Origin of the sequence: Colwellia demingiae, from assembly GCF_007954275.1 — a bacterium.
Classification (GTDB): domain Bacteria; phylum Pseudomonadota; class Gammaproteobacteria; order Enterobacterales; family Alteromonadaceae; genus Colwellia; species Colwellia demingiae.
In genome coordinates this window covers 17,101-37,828 of record NZ_VOLT01000016.1, presented here as the reverse complement: position 1 = coordinate 37,828, position 20,728 = coordinate 17,101, and the positions used below count along the sequence as shown (strand labels likewise).

15 protein-coding genes and 1 pseudogene are annotated in these 20,728 nt (G+C 39.5%); 2 read left to right on the top strand and 14 right to left on the bottom strand.

Annotated elements, in window-relative coordinates; all coding sequences use genetic code 11:
- Window positions 1–54: 54 nt before the first annotated feature.
- From pip to ESZ36_RS21155, 13 genes and pseudogenes are all read right to left on the bottom strand, one after another.
- Window positions 55–1,011: a prolyl aminopeptidase gene (pip, locus tag ESZ36_RS21215; protein ID WP_246129202.1), complete on the bottom strand. Its 957-nt coding sequence runs from the start codon at window positions 1,009–1,011 to the stop codon at window positions 55–57.
- A 99-nt stretch (window positions 1,012–1,110) separates the two neighbouring features.
- Window positions 1,111–1,488: a DUF2237 family protein gene (locus ESZ36_RS21210; protein ID WP_146791586.1), complete on the bottom strand. Its 378-nt coding sequence runs from the start codon at window positions 1,486–1,488 to the stop codon at window positions 1,111–1,113.
- Window positions 1,489–1,699: 211 nt separating this feature from the next.
- Complete coding sequence (locus ESZ36_RS21205; protein WP_246129201.1) at window positions 1,700–2,827, bottom strand: Kelch repeat-containing protein; 1,128 nt, start codon at window positions 2,825–2,827, stop codon at window positions 1,700–1,702.
- 34 nt (window positions 2,828–2,861) lie between these two features.
- Complete coding sequence (locus ESZ36_RS21200; protein WP_146791582.1) at window positions 2,862–3,983, bottom strand: DNA alkylation repair protein; 1,122 nt, start codon at window positions 3,981–3,983, stop codon at window positions 2,862–2,864.
- 104 nt (window positions 3,984–4,087) lie between these two features.
- Entirely contained in the window at window positions 4,088–6,460 is a 2,373-nt protein-coding gene (gene pbpC / locus ESZ36_RS21195) for a penicillin-binding protein 1C (RefSeq protein WP_211357836.1), read from the bottom strand.
- A gap of 49 nt (window positions 6,461–6,509) precedes the next feature.
- Window positions 6,510–10,685, bottom strand: a complete 4,176-nt coding sequence (locus ESZ36_RS21190) for an alpha-2-macroglobulin family protein (protein WP_342779758.1) — start codon at window positions 10,683–10,685, stop codon at window positions 6,510–6,512.
- Between the two features lie 15 nt (window positions 10,686–10,700).
- Window positions 10,701–11,498, bottom strand: a pseudogene (locus ESZ36_RS21185) (hypothetical protein); the annotation flags it as partial.
- Between the two features lie 335 nt (window positions 11,499–11,833).
- On the bottom strand, window positions 11,834–13,198 hold the full coding sequence (locus tag ESZ36_RS21180; protein ID WP_146791576.1) for a tetratricopeptide repeat protein: 1,365 nt from the start codon (window positions 13,196–13,198) through the stop codon (window positions 11,834–11,836).
- A 73-nt stretch (window positions 13,199–13,271) separates the two neighbouring features.
- Window positions 13,272–13,931 carry an energy transducer TonB gene (locus ESZ36_RS21175; RefSeq protein ID WP_146791574.1) on the bottom strand — a complete coding sequence of 220 codons (660 nt, stop codon included), beginning with the start codon at window positions 13,929–13,931 and terminating at the stop codon, window positions 13,272–13,274.
- A gap of 20 nt (window positions 13,932–13,951) precedes the next feature.
- The gene (locus ESZ36_RS21170) at window positions 13,952–14,362 is read right to left on the bottom strand and encodes an ExbD/TolR family protein (RefSeq protein ID WP_011044717.1); all 411 of its coding nucleotides are present in this window, start codon (window positions 14,360–14,362) and stop codon (window positions 13,952–13,954) included.
- A gap of 75 nt (window positions 14,363–14,437) precedes the next feature.
- The gene (locus ESZ36_RS21165) at window positions 14,438–14,965 is read right to left on the bottom strand and encodes a MotA/TolQ/ExbB proton channel family protein (protein ID WP_146791572.1); all 528 of its coding nucleotides are present in this window, start codon (window positions 14,963–14,965) and stop codon (window positions 14,438–14,440) included.
- Between the two features lie 3 nt (window positions 14,966–14,968).
- Entirely contained in the window at window positions 14,969–16,477 is a 1,509-nt protein-coding gene (locus ESZ36_RS21160) for a MotA/TolQ/ExbB proton channel family protein (protein WP_246129200.1), read from the bottom strand.
- 5 nt (window positions 16,478–16,482) lie between these two features.
- Entirely contained in the window at window positions 16,483–17,343 is an 861-nt protein-coding gene (locus tag ESZ36_RS21155; RefSeq protein WP_246129199.1) for a DUF3450 domain-containing protein, read from the bottom strand.
- A gap of 714 nt (window positions 17,344–18,057) precedes the next feature.
- Here ESZ36_RS21155 and ESZ36_RS21150 point away from each other — a divergent pair.
- A complete protein-coding gene (locus ESZ36_RS21150) occupies window positions 18,058–18,288 on the top strand; it encodes a glutaredoxin family protein (protein WP_146791569.1) in 231 nt (76 codons plus the stop codon).
- Between the two features lie 197 nt (window positions 18,289–18,485).
- Window positions 18,486–18,683: an NF038104 family lipoprotein gene (locus ESZ36_RS21145; protein WP_146791567.1), complete on the top strand. Its 198-nt coding sequence runs from the start codon at window positions 18,486–18,488 to the stop codon at window positions 18,681–18,683.
- A 421-nt stretch (window positions 18,684–19,104) separates the two neighbouring features.
- Here ESZ36_RS21145 and ESZ36_RS21135 read toward each other — a convergent pair whose 3' ends face one another.
- Window positions 19,105–20,727, bottom strand: coding sequence for a SulP family inorganic anion transporter (locus ESZ36_RS21135; protein ID WP_281285064.1), 1,623 nt, complete (start codon window positions 20,725–20,727; stop codon window positions 19,105–19,107).
- Window position 20,728 lies beyond the last annotated feature (1 nt).

Below are 20,728 nucleotides of genomic sequence, written 5' to 3'. Positions count from 1 at the left end.
GTAGTGATGACAACACAAGCATAAAAAATTTTGCTTTGTTGTCATAAACGAATGTTATAACGCTAACATTGCTTGAGTTGCCGCGATCAAGTGATGCTTAGTGTTTGGTTCAACCGAGGCATGTCCCGATGCCTCACTAATAACAAGACTCGATTTAGGTAACTGTTGATGTAATAACCAGGCATTATCAGCAGGGCAAACAATATCATAACGACCATGAACGATAGCCGTTGGAATATCTTTTATTTTGTCGCAGTTCGCTAAAATTTGATTGTCAGTTAAAAAACAATCATTAACCATAAAGTGCGCTTCATGACGAGCTAATGTCCAAGCATGGTCATCACCCGTTGCCGCATCAACAAAGGCTTGATCGGGTATTAATGTACAACAACGAATTTCCCAAATACTCCAAGCCGTTGCTATTTTTTGCGCTAGGGCTTTATCATCACCAATTAACATTTCGTAAGCTGCTTTGGTTGTCGCTTGTTCTCTACCTAGCGGAAGTACATCAACATAATCTTGCCAATAATCTGGGAAGATACGTGTTGCCCCGCCACCTGAAAATGTCCAGTTGGTATCAACATCGCGTCCAAGGAAGATACCGCGTAATACTAAACTTTTAACACTTACCGGATGCGATTGAGCATAAACCAAGGATAACGTAGAACCCCATGAACCACCGAAAACATGCCACTGTTGAATATGTAAGTGTTGGCGAATTTTTTCGATGTCTTCGACTAAATAATTCGTTTCGTTATTCTCTAAACAACCGTGAGGTAATGAACGACCGCAGCCACGTTGATCAAATAAAATTATATGGTATTGCTCAGGATCAAAAAAACGCCTGTCGTTAATTGAACAACCGCCTCCAGGGCCGCCGTGAATGAAAAGCACAGGTTGACCTTTAGGATTACCACATTGTTCTACATAGATTTGATGTTGACCATCGACATCAAGTAAAAAATCATTAAACGGGGATATTTCAGGGTAAAACTGATTCATGTTATTCATACTATAAATTCTCTTCAGGCATATTCTGCTATTAAGCTAAGACTTGAATTATTTTGATTACGTTACTTTGATTACGTTAAGTTAATTAACTGATGTTGATTAACTTAAGTCTAATGCAAATTTTTTCAATATCTCAATAGGCACTATTTCTAAGGCTTTAATATGCGTCTTTCTCAAATGAACTCTTGGTGCTCTATCGCCTTGATAAGCCTCTAACCAGCGCTCTGCACATAAACACCAAGTATCTCCAACTTTTATCCCTTCAAAATTAAACTCAGGTCTTGGCGTTGATAAATCATTACCTTTAAAGCGAGAAAACTCTAAAAACTGCTGACTTGCTTCAATACAGATGGTATGCGAACCAACATCTTGATCCGAGGTATTGCATTTATTATCACGAAAAAATCCAGTTACGGGATCTCCACCACAGCCTACTAACGCTTCACCAAAAACGTTAATTGATTCATCCATTTCCATTATTTATTCCCATTGCTACAACTAATAAGCTCACAGTATACCCATGTTACCTCGAAATGTAGAATTCAGCCGAATGCCTAAGAGAATAGTTCGAACTGCTCTCTGTTACACCCTAGGTTCTCATCCTATATTCGCATCCTAAAAGTATTGAAAACATAAAAGGATCATAGAAGAAGTCTTAGTAGCTTTATTGCAAAACAGTGCTGCGCATTCAAAAGTAATCGTTAATATTACCGTGCTGATTAATGGTTTGTAGAACCCGTTGATTTTTGCCCATACCGCCAATCGTTAATAACTGTTCATCTATGAGTAGTAAACCGCGGTGATCCATTGTTGCGGTACTTGTTGTTTTAACTTGCCAACCTTGGGTTTTAATATCATAAATCCAGACGCCATTATCGGGAGATGAAGCCTGACCGTTATAACCTATACCATTGAAGTTATAAGGATTGTCGCTGCCACCTATAAAAACAATTTTTTGATATTTATCAACACCTGTTGCTGCCATGCGGTATCTTGATTTTCCTGTCGGGTGGGATAATAACTGCCACGAGATTTCACTTCGATTTTGTCGATCTATTTTTCCTAAATAACAATTTGCTTCAGCAGCATAACTTCGGCGCTTACTGATATGAACATCGACTCGTACGCCGTCACAAATAACCAGAGTATTGCCGACAATTCCGCCTGCATGTCCAAACACAGGTTTACCTGGAAATGGACTAGCTTGCTTCCAAGTGTTTGTTTTTATGTCGTATAACTGAACCAAGTTAACATTACCATCATTATGCCAACCACTGACTAAATAGATATATCGGTTATCGTAAGGTAGCGCAACGCTATCATCGACAGGCACAGGCATTGATGCCAGCTTTTTATAGTTAGCATTAATCACATCATAAGAATAAACATCAGGTACTGATACTTCACTATGATCTTTAGCAACGGTATAACCGCCAAAAACATAAGCCTTATTTTTTATGCTCGTTGCAACACTAGCCAAGCGCCCCGTTAAACCCTTAATCGGTTTTTCAATCGGAACAGGAGCAATAGACGTCCATTTTTTCAGACTAACATCATAGATAAATGCCTTATTATGAACATCTTGATAAATTTTATTTTTACCTAAACCAGAAAAAGACAATAAATAGTGTTTATTCTCGATAGAAACATGAGTAACAGCATTATTAGCGACAGGCTCAGGTAACAAAGCTAAGTCAGTTTCATTTAGTGAATCAGCCCGAGCAGATAGGGTAAAACTAAACAGAACAGTAAAATAAAAGATCACCTTTGTACTTTTAGTAAAGATATTAGCAGTGTCAAAAAATGGTTTAGGCATAATTATGTTCCGAATGTTTAGCATGTTTAGCATGTTATATGGGTAATGAGTCAGCAGCACCTATCAAGACAAAGTCTTTAGGCGCAAATTCCCTGCCATTAAGTATGATTGATACTTGGTGTTTTCCTGGATATAACACTCGTGTGCTTATCGCTTTAAAACTCTGCTTTCGCTCCACTTTATGTGACTCGTTAGCCGCAAGATTACGTTCACTGATTTTGAAAACCTTTTTCGACAGTTGACCGTTCTTTTTCATAAAATACAGTCCATATTCCAAGCGTATTTTTTTACTTATTGTTGAGGTGTTTTTTAAGGAAAAACTGAATTGAGCGTACTCGCCAAAATTAACCTCATTAGTTAGTATTTCAAATTCAGTGAGTTCAATACCCGTGCTGTCATAACCAAAAAGTGCTAATGCTTCTGGGCAAGCTTGTTTTAATAACGTTCGACAAGCATGTTTAAGCGTTCGGTCAAACTGTTCACTTTTACCTAGGTATTCTTTGACAAAATCAATCACCACTTGCGGATTATCTTTGGCGATATCATTTAAGTTGTTAGCAGCACTACGGCGCACAATTTCTGTTGGGTCATCAATTAGGCGATGTAATATGGGTAAGAGTTCAACGGGATTTTTCTTATATTCCTGCAGAGCTATAGCCCACGGTAGACGAGGCCGACTGCCTTCACTGGCTAAACGCCTAACCGAGTAATGCTCATGTTGGCTCCATAAGATCATCTGCGCCAACATTTTATTACCGTATTTAATTAAGAAAGGTCGAACCGCAAATTCACCACTGGTAAATTGCGTTACCTTCTCCATAACGTCAACCGATTCTTGAAAGTGATCTATGCCATAGGTTTCTATATATTCCGGTAAGAACATATATTCAACACTGCCTTCTGTAATGCCTACCTTGGTCAAACTGGCGATTAACTTAACTAAAATTTCGGCGGCTTGGGGGAAGTCAGTTGGCATAAACTGATGCATTATGGCTTTGGTATGGCTCATGCGCTCTTTCAGCTCTAATGCCTCAAAATTATCGCATAACATAAGCGCCATGAATTCTTGCTCATCAAAGTCTGGCAAACATGCTTTTAAATGTATCGATAAAGTGAGATAAAAGCCTTCATTGTATAAATTTTTAAAAGGTTCCATAGTGATTATTTGAATCCAACTTTTTTCAATGACTAAGGTATTAGGGTATATCGCTATACTGCACTAAAACTGTATATAAAAACAGTTACTTTTACTTGTCTATTTTACTCGACATACAGAGTAACCATATCACTATTTCCTTGCTGGTCTTGCACTATGATCTGCTGCTTACCAATGGTTGATAATAAGTGCTCTTTGGCTTGGTTTGGCTTAATTTGATAGCTATGTTTGCCATTGATATACCAATTGTGCGTGCCTAAGCCGCCAATACTTTTTAGCCATACACTGGGTGTTTTACCTTTATTTCCTGATTTTCGATAAATACTCCCCTCTTCAATACCGGTAATTTTTAAGGTCGCACTTGAGGCTATATCAGGACTGGCGCACTGAGGGTCTAGCATAGGTATCAATTTAAACCGTCGGTGTTTTATTTTAATCCACGGCTCTAATACTTTAGGCCAAACAGCGACACTGTTAACTTTTTTCGGCAACATTGAGCAATCCATAGAAACTCTCAACTTGCTCTGTGGGTTACTCCAAAAGGTAAAAAGACCGCTTTGCCATGCATCTACATCACTGGTGTGCCAAGTAGGCGGCACAGTATCGTCAATAATCCATGCTTGGTGTTCTACCTGACAATCACTCACCCGATTTTCGCTTTTTCTTGTGCCTAAAGGCCAGCAAATAGTCTCTTTTGTTACCTTGTCAGGTTTTGTTATTTGTTGTGCACTTAAATTAAGACGATCAGCCACGTTAAATAATAAAGGCCCTGCACTAACACTACCATAATGCCCTGGCATTGCGGTGCCATCTGGCCTGCCTAGCCATACGCCTAGGGTGTATTCTTTAGTTACTCCGATAGCCCAAGAGTCACGAAATCCATAACTTGTACCGGTCTTCCATGCCATATTTCCTTCCTGTAAAGATGAAGCAAAGGTATCGATACTGCCGGGTCGCTCAATACCCGCTAAGAGTTCTTGAATCACCCAGGCACTCTCAGGAGAAAGTAAATTACGTGTTTGTTTATCTTGCATTAACTCTTTTTGCAAAAAGCGTAGTTGGCTTACTTTACCTTGGTTAGCAAAAGCCGAGTAACTTTCAACAAGTTGCTCTAGTGAGGTACCTGCGCCACCTAAAATAATAGCTAAGTTAGGCTTTCCTCCAGGGATAGATAAAGTTAACCCTGCATTTTCTAGTTGTGCAACAAAGCGATTAACGCCATAGCGTTCTAATAGGTCAACGGCAGGCATATTGAGAGAACGCTGTAAGGCATCGGCGGCTGCCACTGGCCCATTAAAGGCACCATTAAAATTACTGGGCCGATAATCTCCCCAACTGCGCGGTACATCAGCCAGTAAAGATTGTGAATGAATTAACCCCTCATCTAATGCTAAGCCATAGATAAAAGGTTTAAGTGTTGATCCCGGTGAACGTATGGCCTGCACCATATCAACATAACCATGTCGTTGAACATTGGCAAAATCTGCGGTGCCAATATAGGCCTTTACTGCTGAGCTTTTATTTTCTACCACTAAAATAGCCGCTGAGCTTTGTTTGGGTAAACCTGTCATGTAAGAAGTGAGTGAATCTTGTAACGCCAGCTGTAAATCACTATCGATAGTGCTTTTTACCACTGACTGACCGTTTGAATGATTCAATAACCGTCGAGCCAACAGAGGCGCTAATTGTTTAGGTCGATAGTTAAAGCTAAAAACTTGCTCTAACAAAGCATCATCAACAATGTCTTGTCGCCATACATCAAAGTCTACCAGCCGTTGTAATACTTTATTTCGTGCATTTTGAGCTGCTTGGGCGTGTAAATCAGGACGATATCGTGTTGGCGCTTGTGGTAATACCGCCAGTAACGCAGCTTCAGCATGAGTAAGTTCTTGTGCCGATTTATTCAAATAAGTAAAACTTGCCGCTTGTACTCCCTCAATGGTTCCGCCAAAAGGCGCGGTATTAAGGTAAATCTGTAGGATCTGCTTTTTATCTAGCTGCCATTCTAGTTGTAGGGTTCTTAATAGTTGTTTACTTTTCCCCCATAAACTTCGCTTATGGGGGTGTAAAATCCTCGCCACCTGCATTGATAGCGTAGATCCTCCTGAGACAATTTTATTATTGGTTACGTTCTGTATTGCCGCTCTAAGCAATGAAAGTGGGTTGATGCCTGGATGATGCCAGAACCAACGATCTTCATAATTAATTAATGCTTCGATATATAGCGGGGATACTTGATGTAATTTTATTGGGTAGCGCCAAATACCATTTTTATCGGCAAAGCTGCGCAATGGTCGATTATTTTCATCCACCACTACTCGCGCAAATAGCTTGTTATTTTCAGGTAAGTTTAAAGGAAACAGACTATCGAGGGTAAACAGTATAGGAATAGATATAAACAAAGCTAACGCCAAATAGGCCATTATTCGTTGATGTTTACACCAACGAATAATAGTCGTTAAACCTTGTTTAATCATGACAGTACCAATATGCATTCCTTTGGGATTAATAGTTTTTATTGTGCATTTACTGGCTAATACTTATATCGCCAGTAGCACCACCAATACCTCTAAGCTCTGGTCGATACATATCTTCAACCAAAGGCGCTGGTACCTTGTAAACGCCTGGTGTTACTGCTCGCACTAAATAGAACAAGTGGGCTGTACGACGTTGACGAACTTCAAGTGCCGCAACAAAACGATCATCTCGATACTCTTGATAGCTTATTGGGGTGTGCTTTTGCCAATATTCAATCGTTTTACCGTCAACGTTAAGCTCATCTAACTTTATCGAATGGGAAAGGTTTTGATTTTCCAACTCAAAACCAGCAGGTAATAAGTCAACCACCAGTGCATCAGGTGTTCGCTGCTTTGCGGATACTTGCAGATGAACCAAGAATAATTGTCCAACTTTGACTTGCTCAATACTTGTTTCTTTACCTTTTAAGCTTAACCACTGCCTTTGAATCGACAAACCATTTGCGCTTTCTTTTGGTGGTTTTTTACCGTAACCACTAACGTTAATATTTGCTAACAAAGGGTGTTTATTTTCTGAGGTGATAGTCACTTCATGCTGAAGTGTCTCACTAGATAAACCTTGCTGATAAACCGACGTTTGGCTGATTTTATTTTTAGCCGCGCCAAGAATAACGTTCGCAGACCATGGTTTCCCTTCAAATTTTTGTAATGATAAGCCAGCTAAGAATAAGGCATTACGCTCTTGCGTACTCAAATATTGACGTATATTGACCTGTTTAGCCAAGGTAAAACTAAGGGCAATAGCCTGCTCTTTAGCCTGTTCATGCTTTAACATTAAATGGATTATTAAAGCTAAATCACGTATTTGGCTACCGTAATCAGCTAGGTATTGTTGTCGCTTTTTCGGTAAATTATTTAAAGCGATAGCCATTAATTGATCGCCACGCTTTTTATCACCCATATTAAATAATGCCAATGCTAAGTGTGTTTGCGACAACCCAGTTTTGGCGTTAGCACTATGGTTTTTAGCCAAATTACGTAAGGTGCCTAGCGGCGCTTGATTAACCCGAGACAGTACATAAGCAGCATAAGCCTTATAGGCGAAGTAATAATGTTTGCCATCATCGCTCCAACGCTCGTTATAAAAAGGTCGAGTGCGCGCTAAGTAGCTTTGCAAACGCGTTAAGGTTTTAGCTAACATTTCCTCAGGTACAGCAATACCCATATCACGGGCATTCAGTAAAAAGTCAGCAACATAAGCCGTTAACCAGTGCTCTTCTGCTGAGGTATTATCCCATAAACCATAACCACCATTACTCAGCTGTAACATCGCCAATCTTTCGATGCCTTTATTGATCATGTCCAAGCGTTTATCTTCACTAACCGTTTTAATTCCCATACTTTTTTGTTTATCTGGCGTAGCAAAAAGCAATGGATAAGCACGACTACTGGTTTGCTCTAAACAACCATAAGGATATTGTAATAAGTGAGTCAATTGTGCTTGAAGGTCAATGTTTGCTCTAGGCGATATAGTCAAAGAGGCTTGCACTGTTTCAGGAAATAACGCTTGAGCTACTTTTGGATCAAAACGTAAGCTTTCACCTTGTTGAAGTATTTTCTGACTACTTGTTAGCGTTGCTGGATAAGCGGGTCGTAAGCCTAAAGACCAGTTTCGGTTAACATTCTCAAGTAACTTATTGCCAGATACAACCAATGAAAACGTTGCTTTTCCTTCATGTGCTAAGGCATTAACAGTATAATTAAGAGTGGTTTTCTCACCATTTTCTAGGGTGATGTTTTTAGTGCGTTCAAAGGCTTTTATTGGACCTGAGCCATTAAGCTGTACCGTTAACTGCTGTTGTTCACCACTAAGGTTGGTCACATCTAAGGCCAGCGTAGTTTCATCTCCCATCGCTAAGAACCTCGGCATAGCCAGTTGCGTAACAACGGGGGCTGCTATGGTAACTTCTTTATCGTTATGACCAAATTTATCGGCAGAAAAGCTTAACGCCATTAATCGAATTCGACCATTAAAATCAGGAATATCTAATTCAATGATGGCCTCACCCTTTTCATCTAGTGACACTAAACCACTAAATAAAGAGACTATTTGCACATCCGATTGTGGCTCCTTGCCGCCTCGAGTTAAATCACTATCACCACCAAAACGTAAACGGGCATTGTCAGCCTGATTCACTTCAATAACTTGGCTATAAACATCACGAGAATCGACTTCATAGCGGCGCTGTCCAAAAAAAGCTTCAAAAGGATCAGGCGTTTTAAAGTCACTAATACTTAATACGCCAACATCAACGGCAGCAAGTGTTACATAAACTTTATCTACTAAGCGCTCCGCTTGTGGCTCATAAACTGCTTTTCCTGAGCTATCATTATCAGTGGTTACGTTAGTTAAAACATTAGTCACTTTATTAGTCGCAGCGTTAGTCACTTTTATTTTTACGGGTAAGGTTTTATTAGGTAGCGCTTTTTCAGCGACCTCAAACTCAATATTGAGCTTTTTCGATTCACGCTGAAGTGGTAAGTGAACCAAGCCAAAACTACGTTTAGGGGTTATGGTTTTTATTTTATCACCTGGCTGTAATACCAGCGCACTGATATAGATGTTGTGCTGTTGCCAGTCTGCCGATACAGGGATTTCAACAATGGCACCTTCAGCAGGAATAAACTGCCGCTTTGACCAAAGCGGAGTATTTCCTTCCACTAGAATAATCGCTTCACCAGCTTGTGGAGGAACAATGTTCACTTTAACAAGATCACCAGGAGCATAATTTGCTTTATCCAGCGCCATGGTAACTTTATCAGGTCTAGCAGCGCCGCTGCCTGATTGGCTCTTTTTCCAATCTGCATACCAATTTGTGCCCGCATAAAACTGCACACTCGATAATAAACCGCTGTTAACATCACGCACTTCTACGCGATAACTGCCCCAAGAAACAGGAAAATCAACACTTGCTGTTGCACCCTCTTTTATAGTCAACGAGCTCGTTAGCTCAACAAACTCATTATCATTCCATTCATAATGCCAGCCTCGATTTTGAGAATAGACCCAAAAATAACGTCGGTCTTCTCGAATTAATTTAATATCTAAAGCAGTGGCGGCATGCTTAGTGCCATCAAGTGAGGCTTTAACAAGTTCAAAACTGACCTTTGAATTTGCTGCGGGGTTGTCATCGCCAAAACTGGTTCTAATGCCTAACATTTTCTCGCTAGGCCAGACTAAAGCAGAATATGCACGTGTTACCGGACGACCACCCGATTCAAAAAGACTACTGATAAAGTTAACTCTTAGAGGGCTATGTAAACCATTCCAATCACCTTGATAGCTTATGTTCGCTTGTCCCTTGGCATCTAATTCAATATCTTTAAGTTCAGTACGACTATTAAAACGTGTTTGTCTGATATCGCCAAATTCAAATTTTGGTAATGCTTCAACTGGAGTTCGCCACTGGGTTGTATTCACTTGGGTAGAAAGTCGATTACCTGACGCTGGTGCACCAAATAAATACTCGCCTAAAATAGGTAACTTAACTTGTTGTTTTTTAGATGCTATCAACCTTTCATTTGGCGCTTTAGCATTAAAGGTGATTTTTAAGCGTTCAGGTAAAAACTCTTCAACTTTAAAGTCATAAGTAAATATTTCCCGATTAACATTCACCACTTCAAGTTGCCAATTTCCTAATTGAGCACTCTTTGGGATTTGCCATTGATAGTGGTAATAGCCTTGTTGCTCACCTTGCCACTTAAAGGTTTTTATTTTGCTGCCATCAGGACTTTTAATCGCAGCAGATAAGATACTTTTTGCCGTTAACTTACCATCATCACTACGTAATAAAGCATTAAAATCGACAAACTCTGCTGGACGATATAAATTTCTAGGAGAATATATAAATAGCTCTTGAGCTCGATATGGGCGGAGACCAAGATCAAAATCAGATAGATCCAGTGCCGGTTTATTAAGTTCAATAATTGAAAAATGCTGCTCATTTTGCGCAATGATTAATGAAGCTGATTTTAAATTACTGGCAAATGAAGCTTCGCCGCTTGGCGAGGTAACACCTTGCTGTAATATGTGCCCTTTGTCATTCACTAAGGTAATTGCTACTTTTTCTATGGCTTTACCAGTTTTTAATGACGAGGCATAAACGTCTAACTGTTCATTATAAAAACGGGCATGCAAACCTATATCGGTTACAGAGAACCACATAACTTGGTGATCATCGTAAGCGCCCGCTTGGGTCATCACGGCTAAATAGATACCTGGCTCTGCCAGCTCAGCAATGCCTTCAATGTTGATACTGCGTTTAACGCGGGTATTTTTAGGTTGGTCGAGATCGTATCGCCCACTATAAACAAGCTAACTAAATTGCGTAATTCGCTTCATATCCCAGCGATAGTTTTTATAGGACACTTCTTGTAAAAAGTGTTGACGATCTTTTTCTTTTACTTGATAAAAGTTAAGGTCTACCGCATCTATGTTCACCGATACTACCGGTAAACCATTACCTAATCCCTGAGTTAAAAAGGCGCCTGTAGTATCAAAGTTAATACTCGCAGTGAGGCTGCTCGTTTTAACCTTCTTGTTTATCGTTTTACTTAAAACTTTGCCATTTGCGGCCACTAACCCTTGATAAATGGTTACATCAAAAGAAGCGTCGGGATCAACATACGGAAACCAAATGGTTTTACCTGACTTTGAAATAACCCATGCACCGTCAATGGCACCTTTGCCTGCAGCGCTAATGTTGAAATATTGTTGATGGTTTTTTGATGGGTCAAGCGGTACGGATAAAGTAATGGCAACAGAGTTTCTACCCTCTTTGTTACGCTCAGAAACGTCTAATACGGTAAGTGATGTTTCGGCATAATCTTTTTGTACTTGCTGTAAATTAAAACTGCTTTCATTAGGTTCGGCGGTAGCTATTGTCTGTTTTGAACTTACTTTTGCATCAACTGAAACGTTAACATCAACCCCCTCTTCCGTTGGCTTAGTATTTTCATCCCCACAGCCGATCAGCATCATATTAGCGAGTAATAATAGCGTCCACAGAATGATTGGTGATATGAGTTTAGTTTTCATTAAATACCCTTTAAAAGTTCACAGTTTCCATAAATAGGATTATCCCTAAACCACCTGAATATAGCTGTTCAAGTGATTTGGATTATATACCCCTTGAATAGTTCAAACTCAAAGTATTTGTATTAAAAGAAATATACTTCAAAAAATAGGCGTACTAACCACATAAATGATTGGGATTGAAAGAACGTAAATATTGAGACGTAGATAATAAAAACTCAAAACAAAAAAAGCGCCCTTAGGCGCTTTTTCATTGTCATACTTTAACCGTGCGTAAACTAATTAAGCATGGCTAGCTGTACTTTATTATGTTGTTGCTCTCGCTCAACATACTTACCCCATTGCAAAGCTGTTTTTTTAGTACTGCTAAATTGGGTCGCTTTCGCAAAAGATGCCAAAGAACGTTCAAAGTTTTTTAGGTTAAAGTTCGCCATACCCATAATTAAATGCATATTGGCAATATCCTTAACTTGATTACCTTTATTTTTCTTATGCTTAGCGTATCGAGCTAAGGCTAACGTTGAAGAGTTTATCGCCGCTTGCCATTGCTCAGTATTTAAATACGTTTGTGCTAATAAGGCATCGTGCTCGCCTGATTGGGCAATGTCGCTCACGCGAACCAATACTTCGGTCGCTTTATCATATTCTTTAGCGGTCAAATAGGCACGAGCCAACATGCTTAGGTTATCTTCATCCGCAAAAACACTGCCTTGAGCAATTGAGTCTTCCAAAACCGCAGCGCTTTTATAGGGTGCACCATGGAACAAATAGAGTTGCGATAACGTAAGAATATCGCTCGCCTTGCTGATATAACCCGCTTGATAAGCCGCTTCCATCACCGCCATTTGCTTATCTTCTTCACCAATTTCACCGTACATACTTGAAAGTTGTAACCAGTATTGTGGTTTATCATATAAACGTATCAGCTTTTCCATTACTTTAGTCACTTGCTTAGGCTGCTTTAGTTCATAATAAGTAGCGCGCTGTAAAGTAAGCCAATTCTCTTTAGGTTTTTTATTTTTCGCTTCAACCAAACTGATCGCCATTTCACTATGCTTTAAGCTATTAACAAAATCTTTATCTTGATAATAAACTTGTGCAAATAACATTTCTTGCGTGCCAGTTAACTCTTTAGCATTAATCTCTCGCCACTGAGTTAAGTATGCAAGTGCCTCTTTATAATTTTGTTGCTGCATGCTTAATTGCGCTAAAGAATAAAGCGTAGAAATGATCAAACTGTTAGGTATTGCTGTTTCAGCAATGACTTTGTTAAAGCTATCAACCGCTAATGTTATATCTTCATTGGCGTAATACATAAAACCGTAAAAATTAAATAACATCGCACGTTCATAACTATTTAAGCTATCAACTCGCTCTTCTACTTCAGCTAATACTTCAAAACCTTCAATGTTGTCACCTTCATCAGCTAACTGCTGTGCCCGGGCTAGTTGTGCGTATACACGATTACGCATTGCAGGTACTTTTTTGCTGACACGGTAGCTTTTTTTAGTGACGTTTTTTTTATCAGTGCTGTTTTCATCTGCTTTGACTGTTGCTGTTTCAGCAGCGAAAACATTGCTGGTTGTTATAGTGACAAGTAAAGTAAATACGGTTGTCAGAAATAAGGAATTTTTACTTTTCATAACTTGCTCCTTAATTTGCTACTAATTAACTATTAATTAGTAATAAGTGATTTGTAAGGTTATGCCATGGGGCTTAACCATCAATTTCAAAACTAATTTTGTTCTGTACGCCAGCCACTTCCATGGCAACACCATCAACAACACGTGGCTTGTATTTGAACTTAGCAACAGCATCAAGGGCAGCTCTATCAAAGACCCCTTCAGGTTTTGCTTGCACTACCGTGGCATGACTTACTGAGCCGGTTTTGGTCACAACAAACTCAACAATAACAAAGCCTTCAATACCACGAGATTGCGCTCGACGTGGATATATAGCGGCGACCTTAACAATTGGCAAATAATCACCATCGCCACTGTCTAAGCTCAAACCACCCGATAAACCAATATCCCCTTGAATGTCCGCTGCAAAACTACTTTTTACCGCATTAGCATTGGGGTTGGACTGCTGCATTTGAGGTGCATTCATTGGTGGTGGTGGCTCTTTCGGCTTGGCTGGTTTTTGTGGCTTACGCTCTTTTTTAACAATCGCTTCATCTTTTTTTAAACGGATAAAATCAAGAACACTGCCTTTGGCAGGGTCTGTCATCACTTCATTTCCACCAGCAATTAACTTTTGCATTCCCCAAAGTAAGAGAAAGGTCATGCTTAAGGCTAATGCGCCAGCAATAAGGTATCGAGCGCCACTGCGCACTATGATTTGTTGCGACGTATCGGTTGGCATGTTTGTTGACATGTTAGCTCCTTAACCTATTTTTAGGCTTCTTGCGCGGCAATAGATACATCATAAACACCAGCGGCACGCGCAGAATCCATCACCTTAATTAAGGTATCAGTGGTCGATTTTTTATCGGCTTGGATCACAACAGTACCTTGTGGATTTTCTGCCTTTAAACGCTCAATATTGGCTTGTACACTGCGAATATCTACTTTGCGTTTATTGATCCAAATATCACCTTTATCGCTAATAGCGACTAAAATATTGGCACGCTCTTTTTTTACTGCTGTAGCGGCTTCGGGGCGATTAACATCAATACCTGCTTCTTTAACAAATGAGGCAGTCACAATAAAAAATATTAATAAAATAAACACCACATCAAGCATGGGTGTCATATCAATTTCTTCTTTTTCATCTTGGTCTTGTAACATTTGGTTTAAATGACGCATAACTAACTCCAACAATTTCTATTTTGAGAAGCTATTTCACCTGAGGTTAAATAGCTTCCATTATTAATTTAATGCTTAATGATTAACCGCTAAGCTATCAGCGAGTAATTCGGCTTCTTTTTTAGCATTTCGGCGTAACCAAGTTGCGGTAAATACGCCAGATAATGAACCGACCATACCAGCCATAGTCGGGATAGTGGCGCGTGAAACACCTGACGCCATAGACCTTGCATTACCGCTTCCCGATATTGCCATCACATCAAATACTTCAATCATGCCTGTTACCGTGCCCAATAAACCTAATAGCGGACACAAGACAACTAAGGATTGAATAAGCGCTAAATTACGATTTAACTTTGTAGTACCACGAGAAATTAACGCGTTGCGTATTTGTTCGCTGTACCAAGATGTTTGATCTTTACGACCTTGCCATACACTGATCATGTGTTTCTTTACACTGCGATAGCTGTAAAAAACAAAAACAAAGCGTTCAAAAATCAACAACCACATAATGAAGATAACAGCAGCAATAACGATTAAGACTTGCCCTCCGGTATCCATAAATTCATTAATGGCATCGTACATTTCCATTAAGGCAATCACTATTTATGCTCCTTGACCTGCAAGTGTTTGGCGTTGGGCTAACTCTGCTGATTCAGCATTTTCTGCAATGATGCCCGTACTTTCTTGTTGTAAAATATTAACAATGTTACGACTACGACCATTTAAGTAGGCAAAGATAAAGACCATTGGAATGGCAACAACTAAACCGAGAACGGTAGTGACAAGCGCTTGAGAAATACCACCAGCCATCAGTTTAGGGTCACCGGTACCAAACAAGGTAATCGCTTGGAAGGTATTAATCATACCCGTTACCGTTCCGAGTAAGCCGATTAGCGGTGCAACCACTGAGATGATTTTAATTAAGGTTAAGCGTTTTGATAACTTAGGCACTTCTCTTAAAATAGACTCAGACAACTTAAGCTCTAAGGTTTCTGTATCTAGGTCTGGATTGTTATCTTTAACCTGCATAACACGACCCAAAGGATTGTCACTGGATGCAGTAGAGGACTTAAGTTGACGTTCAACCTTAGCGCCAATAAGCACTAAGCTGATGAGGCGTTCTAACGCGATAAGTAGACCAACTAAACCAATCGCTAAAATGATGTAACCCACTGGACCACCTTGGTCTACACGCTCTTTCAAGTCAGGTGCTTGTACTAATAAACTTAAAATTGAACCACCTGTTGGGTCTAAGGCAAAAGAAGTCGTATTGCCGCCACTGTTAACCAAATCACTTGTCGATGCTAAGTATCGGTTAGAGGGTTGTCTAATAAGCTCAGCAACCGTACCTGTTTCATCAATATATTCTAAATATTTGCCATTAGAGATTAAGTTAAAACCACCGACACGAGTAACTGCTGCATTGTTACGATCACCATTGGCTAAGACAATTTCACGATTAAACGTGGTTACTTTGCCGCTTTGTGTCATTTCGCGTTGTAATTCAAACCATAAACGCTCTATTTCTGCAATGGATGCAAGTTTTGAACTGGAACCCATGCTTTGTGCAAATTCATCTAAAAATTGACCTCGACCTGGTATTTGTGCAGAAATAACAGACGTTTGAAATTTACTGCGGGTATCACCTGATACTTGCTGTAACACACCAAACAATTCTTTTAATTCGCCTAAACGTTTATCTAAAGCCTCAGCCTTATTTGCCAACTTAATTTCGTTATCAGCAAAATTTTGTTCAAGCTGTACACTGAGCACTAACGCATTATCACGCTGGTAGCTCATATCATTCAGCATATTTTGTTGCTGATTAACTTTGGCTTTAAATTGACTTTCTCTTGCTTGGTTTTGCTTAGTTTGGGTTATCTGGCCTTGTTGTAGTTGATTTAATAAATCATCAAGAGTAACCGCATCTTGTGCATAACTAAGCGCACTTAAACTACTCAAGGAAGCAAACGTGATTGAAAGTGCAGACACGGCTAGCGCTTTTTTGCTTACATGTCTTAACTTATTAACACCTTGGCTTAACGTTTCATTGATTGTTTTTGTGACTGTATTTTTTATTGCGCTCTTTATTTCATTAGGATAAATAGTCATAATTATTACTCTGCTTGTGTCGATGTTTCATTAATAGACACCGGTACCGCTGATACTGGTACGAGAATTAAATCTGGTGCTAGCTGTTTACGGGCTATACGTAAGGCTTTATTAATGCCTAAACGGTAATCTTGTGACAGTGATTGCCATTGGCCCTGTCCTCCTGAAGATTGTTTCCATTCACCTAAACGGCTACCGTCACGTGTTTGATAAACCAAACTCACGCGGCCAATACGTAGAAAATCAACATCCATTTTTTTACCATCAATAGGTAATATTCCACTGTACGCTTCAATAGTACGACCGTAATCCACTTCAATTTGGTACGCTTCTAACACTCGACGAAACTTTTCAGAAACGGCAATATCAGCACGATTCATCATGGTTTTTAAATCTTCAACACGTTTGGTTCTTTCACTAGGCAAAAAAGGAACATCAAGCTCAACAAAGGTATCTAACGTGCTAATCATACGTGCCATTAATGGTGAGATTTGACGCTCAATAACACTGACCTCTTCCATTGACTTAGCTAACTGAGCTAGCTCAGTCATTTGGCTATCAAGCTGTGTTTGCATCTGCTGGTTATAAACACTGAGGCCATCAACTTCTTTTGTTACCACATGAAATTGCTGTAATTTAGTTTGTGCTTGGTCCGTCAAGGTGTTTACTTTTTGCTGTGACTTAGCAGCTGAATGATTGATTTGCTGACCTGCATTAACCACCTTATTTAATGAGGTGCTGGTCAATGATGTATTAGCTGAGGAATCACTTGCTGGGTCAGTAGCACTTACTGAGGTAGCAAAGATTAAACTACTCGTGGTAAGGCTAAATATTAGGCTTGCTTTAGTGAGTTTAGACAACGTCATCGGTTTACCCTTTCTCTTTTAACTCTTAATTCATAAGAGCGTCATAAATTATAAATACCAAGCCTAACCTTCATATTGAAAACAAAGATTTTTTATTGGCATTCAAGAATGTGACAAAGTGTACCGAGGAAATATGACAGTTAAACTGCATAAGTATGACGCTTATGTTGCATTAACATTTCAGTTTAATGACAACCAGCAAAGCAGAAATAACTTCACAAAGAGCAAGAAAATAAAGACAACTACAAATTTTGTCGAGGCAAGCATCGACCTACTGGTAAATTAACTTGATATTGGTAGGTCGGCACGAGTGCAGTGAGACCCGACAACTTATACGAATTTTGTCGAGCTTTTTCGAATTTTGTCGAGGCAAGCATCGACCTACTGGTAAATTAACTTGCTATTGGTAGGTCGGCACGAGCGCAGTGAGGCCCGACAACTTTACCGATGGTCAATTGTCGAGCTTTGTCGAGGCAAACATCAACCTACTGGTAAATTAACTTGATATTGGTAGGTCGGCACGAGCGCAGTGAGGCCCGACAACTTTATCGATGGTCAATTGTCGAGCGTTGTCGAGGCAAGCATCAACCTACAGGTTTACTTGAGTAGCTTAATTTTCTTTGTATATAATCGAAAGTTCAGTTAATTCATCTTTGTTTTTTATTGAGAGTTCAGTAAAATAGTTAGTCTTTAATAGTTCTATAAAGGTTAGTGATGAAACGCATTGTTTTATATATTTCAGATAAATGCCCCCATTGCCGTGAAGCTCAAAAATACTTGGATGATAATGGCATTAAATACCGATTAACAAATGCGAAAATGCAGCGCGGTAGAAAAGAGCTTGACGCTATAGGGGCTAGCTCTGTACCAGCCCTTAAAATTGGTAATGAAGTAATGATTGGCTGGAATCTAAAAAATTTTAAGATACTTTATGCCGAAGATTAAGAAGCGGAGTTATCTAATTAGATAATTGAGCAACCAATGGGCACAGAGTTATTGATTACTCTATTTCGAGTGGATAACAAAACATAGAGGAGCGGAGCATCATATAATCCGCCCCTTAGCATTAAAACAACTGTTGATTCACCATTAAATTAGCGTATTCTAAATAGTTCTATATTTATTCATTTGGAAACATTATCTTGAAAAAAATTGCACAAAGTTTTTTTTGGCTATCCGTGATTTTTAGCTTATCTGGCTGTATTGCGGCTACTGTTATATCTGCCGCGGTAGATGTCACTACTACGGTTGTTGGTGGAACTATCGACGTTGTCGACACAGTGACTCCAGATATTATTGATGACGATGATGAACGAGTAGAAGACGATGGTAACGACTAGGGAATAAGTTAAACGGCTTGGTTTGATAAACAAATCGTCGAATACAGTCAGAGTTTCTCTTCGCGTGACACCTTTCTCATTATTTCTGAAGATCCACAGCCTCCTGTAATTACTTATATACCCGCTCCACTTGGAGATGCTCGTTTCAGGAAGTCTGAGCGATTCATAATCAAGGCGCATTTTTTTATTAAGGGTCATTCCCTTAAAAAGAAATGTAACGCAGAGTATGATTTTCTCAGCCTTCCCCAAGGGGCTGGTTTAGAAACGCTTTATGCTGTGTTATTGATTTCGACAATAGAATAACTATTCTCTTCAATCAATGCCTTGCCTAAAGGCGTTTCTCATTCCAGCTGAGTCATGCATATTCAAGTGGAACGGGTATAGTAATGACCCATAGCCATTAGTTTCGATTTCTTACTGTTTAAATAAGCGTTTGAAGTGCTTGCTCTCTATTGTCGAATTGATATTTTTTGTCTAATAACGTTTCTAAAGATAACTTCTTTAATGATTGATTAGTTTTCTCAGTGCCCGTGATAACCAATACTTTTTTATTTTTTATTTTAGTACGCTCTATAAGATCGGTGATCATAAGTGCAGTTGTTGTTCCTATCAATTTAGCGCTCGATAAATCAATCACTAAGGTGGTGAACGCTAGGTTTTCAGTAAAGCGACGAGATAACTCTCTAGAAACAGCAAAACTAACGGGGCCGTCAATTTCTAGTAAAAGTGTGTTTGCTAAGGATTTACTCAGATTGTTTTGAATATCATCCGTTAACGCTATATTCGCCTTGTTTGATGTCATTTCACTGCTTATTTCACTAAGTAATTCATCCCCTCTTTTAAAGGTAATATTATCAAGTTGAATATGCGTTAAACGGTCTAGTGTCACCAAATTAGCAATGAACATGCCGACTAACACCGCAGTAATTAAATCAACAAAAACGGTGAGCAGCAAAACCAATAACATTAAAGAAGCCGAAAATAGTCCAACTTTTTTTATCTGAAAAATAAAACGCCAATCAATAATATCAAGACCCACTTTAATTAGCATACCTGCCAGAACGGTATGGGGAATATACTGTGCGTAATCTCCTGCCCAAAGAATAACAATGAGTAAAGTAATAGAATGTATGATGCCAGATAAGGCTGTTTTACCGCCTGCACGAATATTAATGGCTGTACGCATGGTCGCGCCAGCGCCCGGTAATGCACCAAAAAAACCCGCAATAGTATTCGCAATCCCTTGGCCAATAAGCTCTTTATCACTATTGTGATGGGTTTCGGTCAGGGTATCAGCAACCATTGAGGTGAGTAATGAATCGATAGCGCCTAATACCGCTAATAAAAAGGCGAAATAACTAACCTGATACAGTGTATCTAACGATAGGCTAGGCATTAGCAAACTAGGAAATCCGGTCGGAATTTCACCAATAACAGAAATACCTTGCTGGGTAAAAAAAGTCGAACTAATAATGGTTAAAGTGATTAATGCAAACAGTGGTGCTGGGATTATTTTGGTCCATTTTTCAGGCCAATAAATCATGATTAACAGCGTGATCACACCAAGTACAGTAGCAAAAGTATTTTGCTGATTAAATGCGTTTGGAATATTAGTTAATGCAGCTAACGCGTTGCTATCGCCTGCGTTGCCTAACAGTGGTGATATTTGCAGCAGAATAATAATAATGCCAATGCCTGTCATAAAGCCAGAAATAACAGGATAAGGCACCATAACAAAATATTTACCTAGCTTGAGCAAGCCAAATAATATTTGGAATAAACCGGCTAAAATGACGCAGGTAAAAGCTAATACTAAGCCAGTGTCAGGGTGACTCGCGATTAATTGAGTGAACACTAAAGCCATTACCACACTCATAGGCCCTGTTGGACCGGATATTTGAGTGGCAGTTCCGCCAAATAGCGCCGCAAAAAAACCAACAAAAATAGCGCCGTAAACACCGGCTATAGCCCCTGCCCCTGATGATACGCCAAAGGCTAATGCTAAGGGTAACGCAATTACTGCAGCGGTTAAGCCGCCGAAGATA

Coding starts and splice junctions, on each gene's coding strand:
- ESZ36_RS21210 (WP_146791586.1), bottom strand. CDS start 1,488: ATGGAAATGGATGAATCAATTAACGTTTTTGGTGAAGCGTTAGTAGGC.
- ESZ36_RS21205 (WP_246129201.1), bottom strand. CDS start 2,827: ATGCCTAAACCATTTTTTGACACTGCTAATATCTTTACTAAAAGTACA.
- ESZ36_RS21150 (WP_146791569.1), top strand. CDS start 18,058: ATGAAACGCATTGTTTTATATATTTCAGATAAATGCCCCCATTGCCGT.
- ESZ36_RS21180 (WP_146791576.1), bottom strand. CDS start 13,198: ATGAAAAGTAAAAATTCCTTATTTCTGACAACCGTATTTACTTTACTT.
- ESZ36_RS21190 (WP_342779758.1), bottom strand. CDS start 10,685: ATGTGGTTCTCTGTAACCGATATAGGTTTGCATGCCCGTTTTTATAAT.
- pip (WP_246129202.1), bottom strand. CDS start 1,011: ATGAATAACATGAATCAGTTTTACCCTGAAATATCCCCGTTTAATGAT.
- ESZ36_RS21155 (WP_246129199.1), bottom strand. CDS start 17,343: ATGACGTTGTCTAAACTCACTAAAGCAAGCCTAATATTTAGCCTTACC.
- ESZ36_RS21170 (WP_011044717.1), bottom strand. CDS start 14,362: ATGCGTCATTTAAACCAAATGTTACAAGACCAAGATGAAAAAGAAGAA.
- pbpC (WP_211357836.1), bottom strand. CDS start 6,460: ATGATTAAACAAGGTTTAACGACTATTATTCGTTGGTGTAAACATCAA.
- ESZ36_RS21160 (WP_246129200.1), bottom strand. CDS start 16,477: ATGACTATTTATCCTAATGAAATAAAGAGCGCAATAAAAAATACAGTC.
- ESZ36_RS21175 (WP_146791574.1), bottom strand. CDS start 13,931: ATGTCAACAAACATGCCAACCGATACGTCGCAACAAATCATAGTGCGC.
- ESZ36_RS21200 (WP_146791582.1), bottom strand. CDS start 3,983: ATGGAACCTTTTAAAAATTTATACAATGAAGGCTTTTATCTCACTTTA.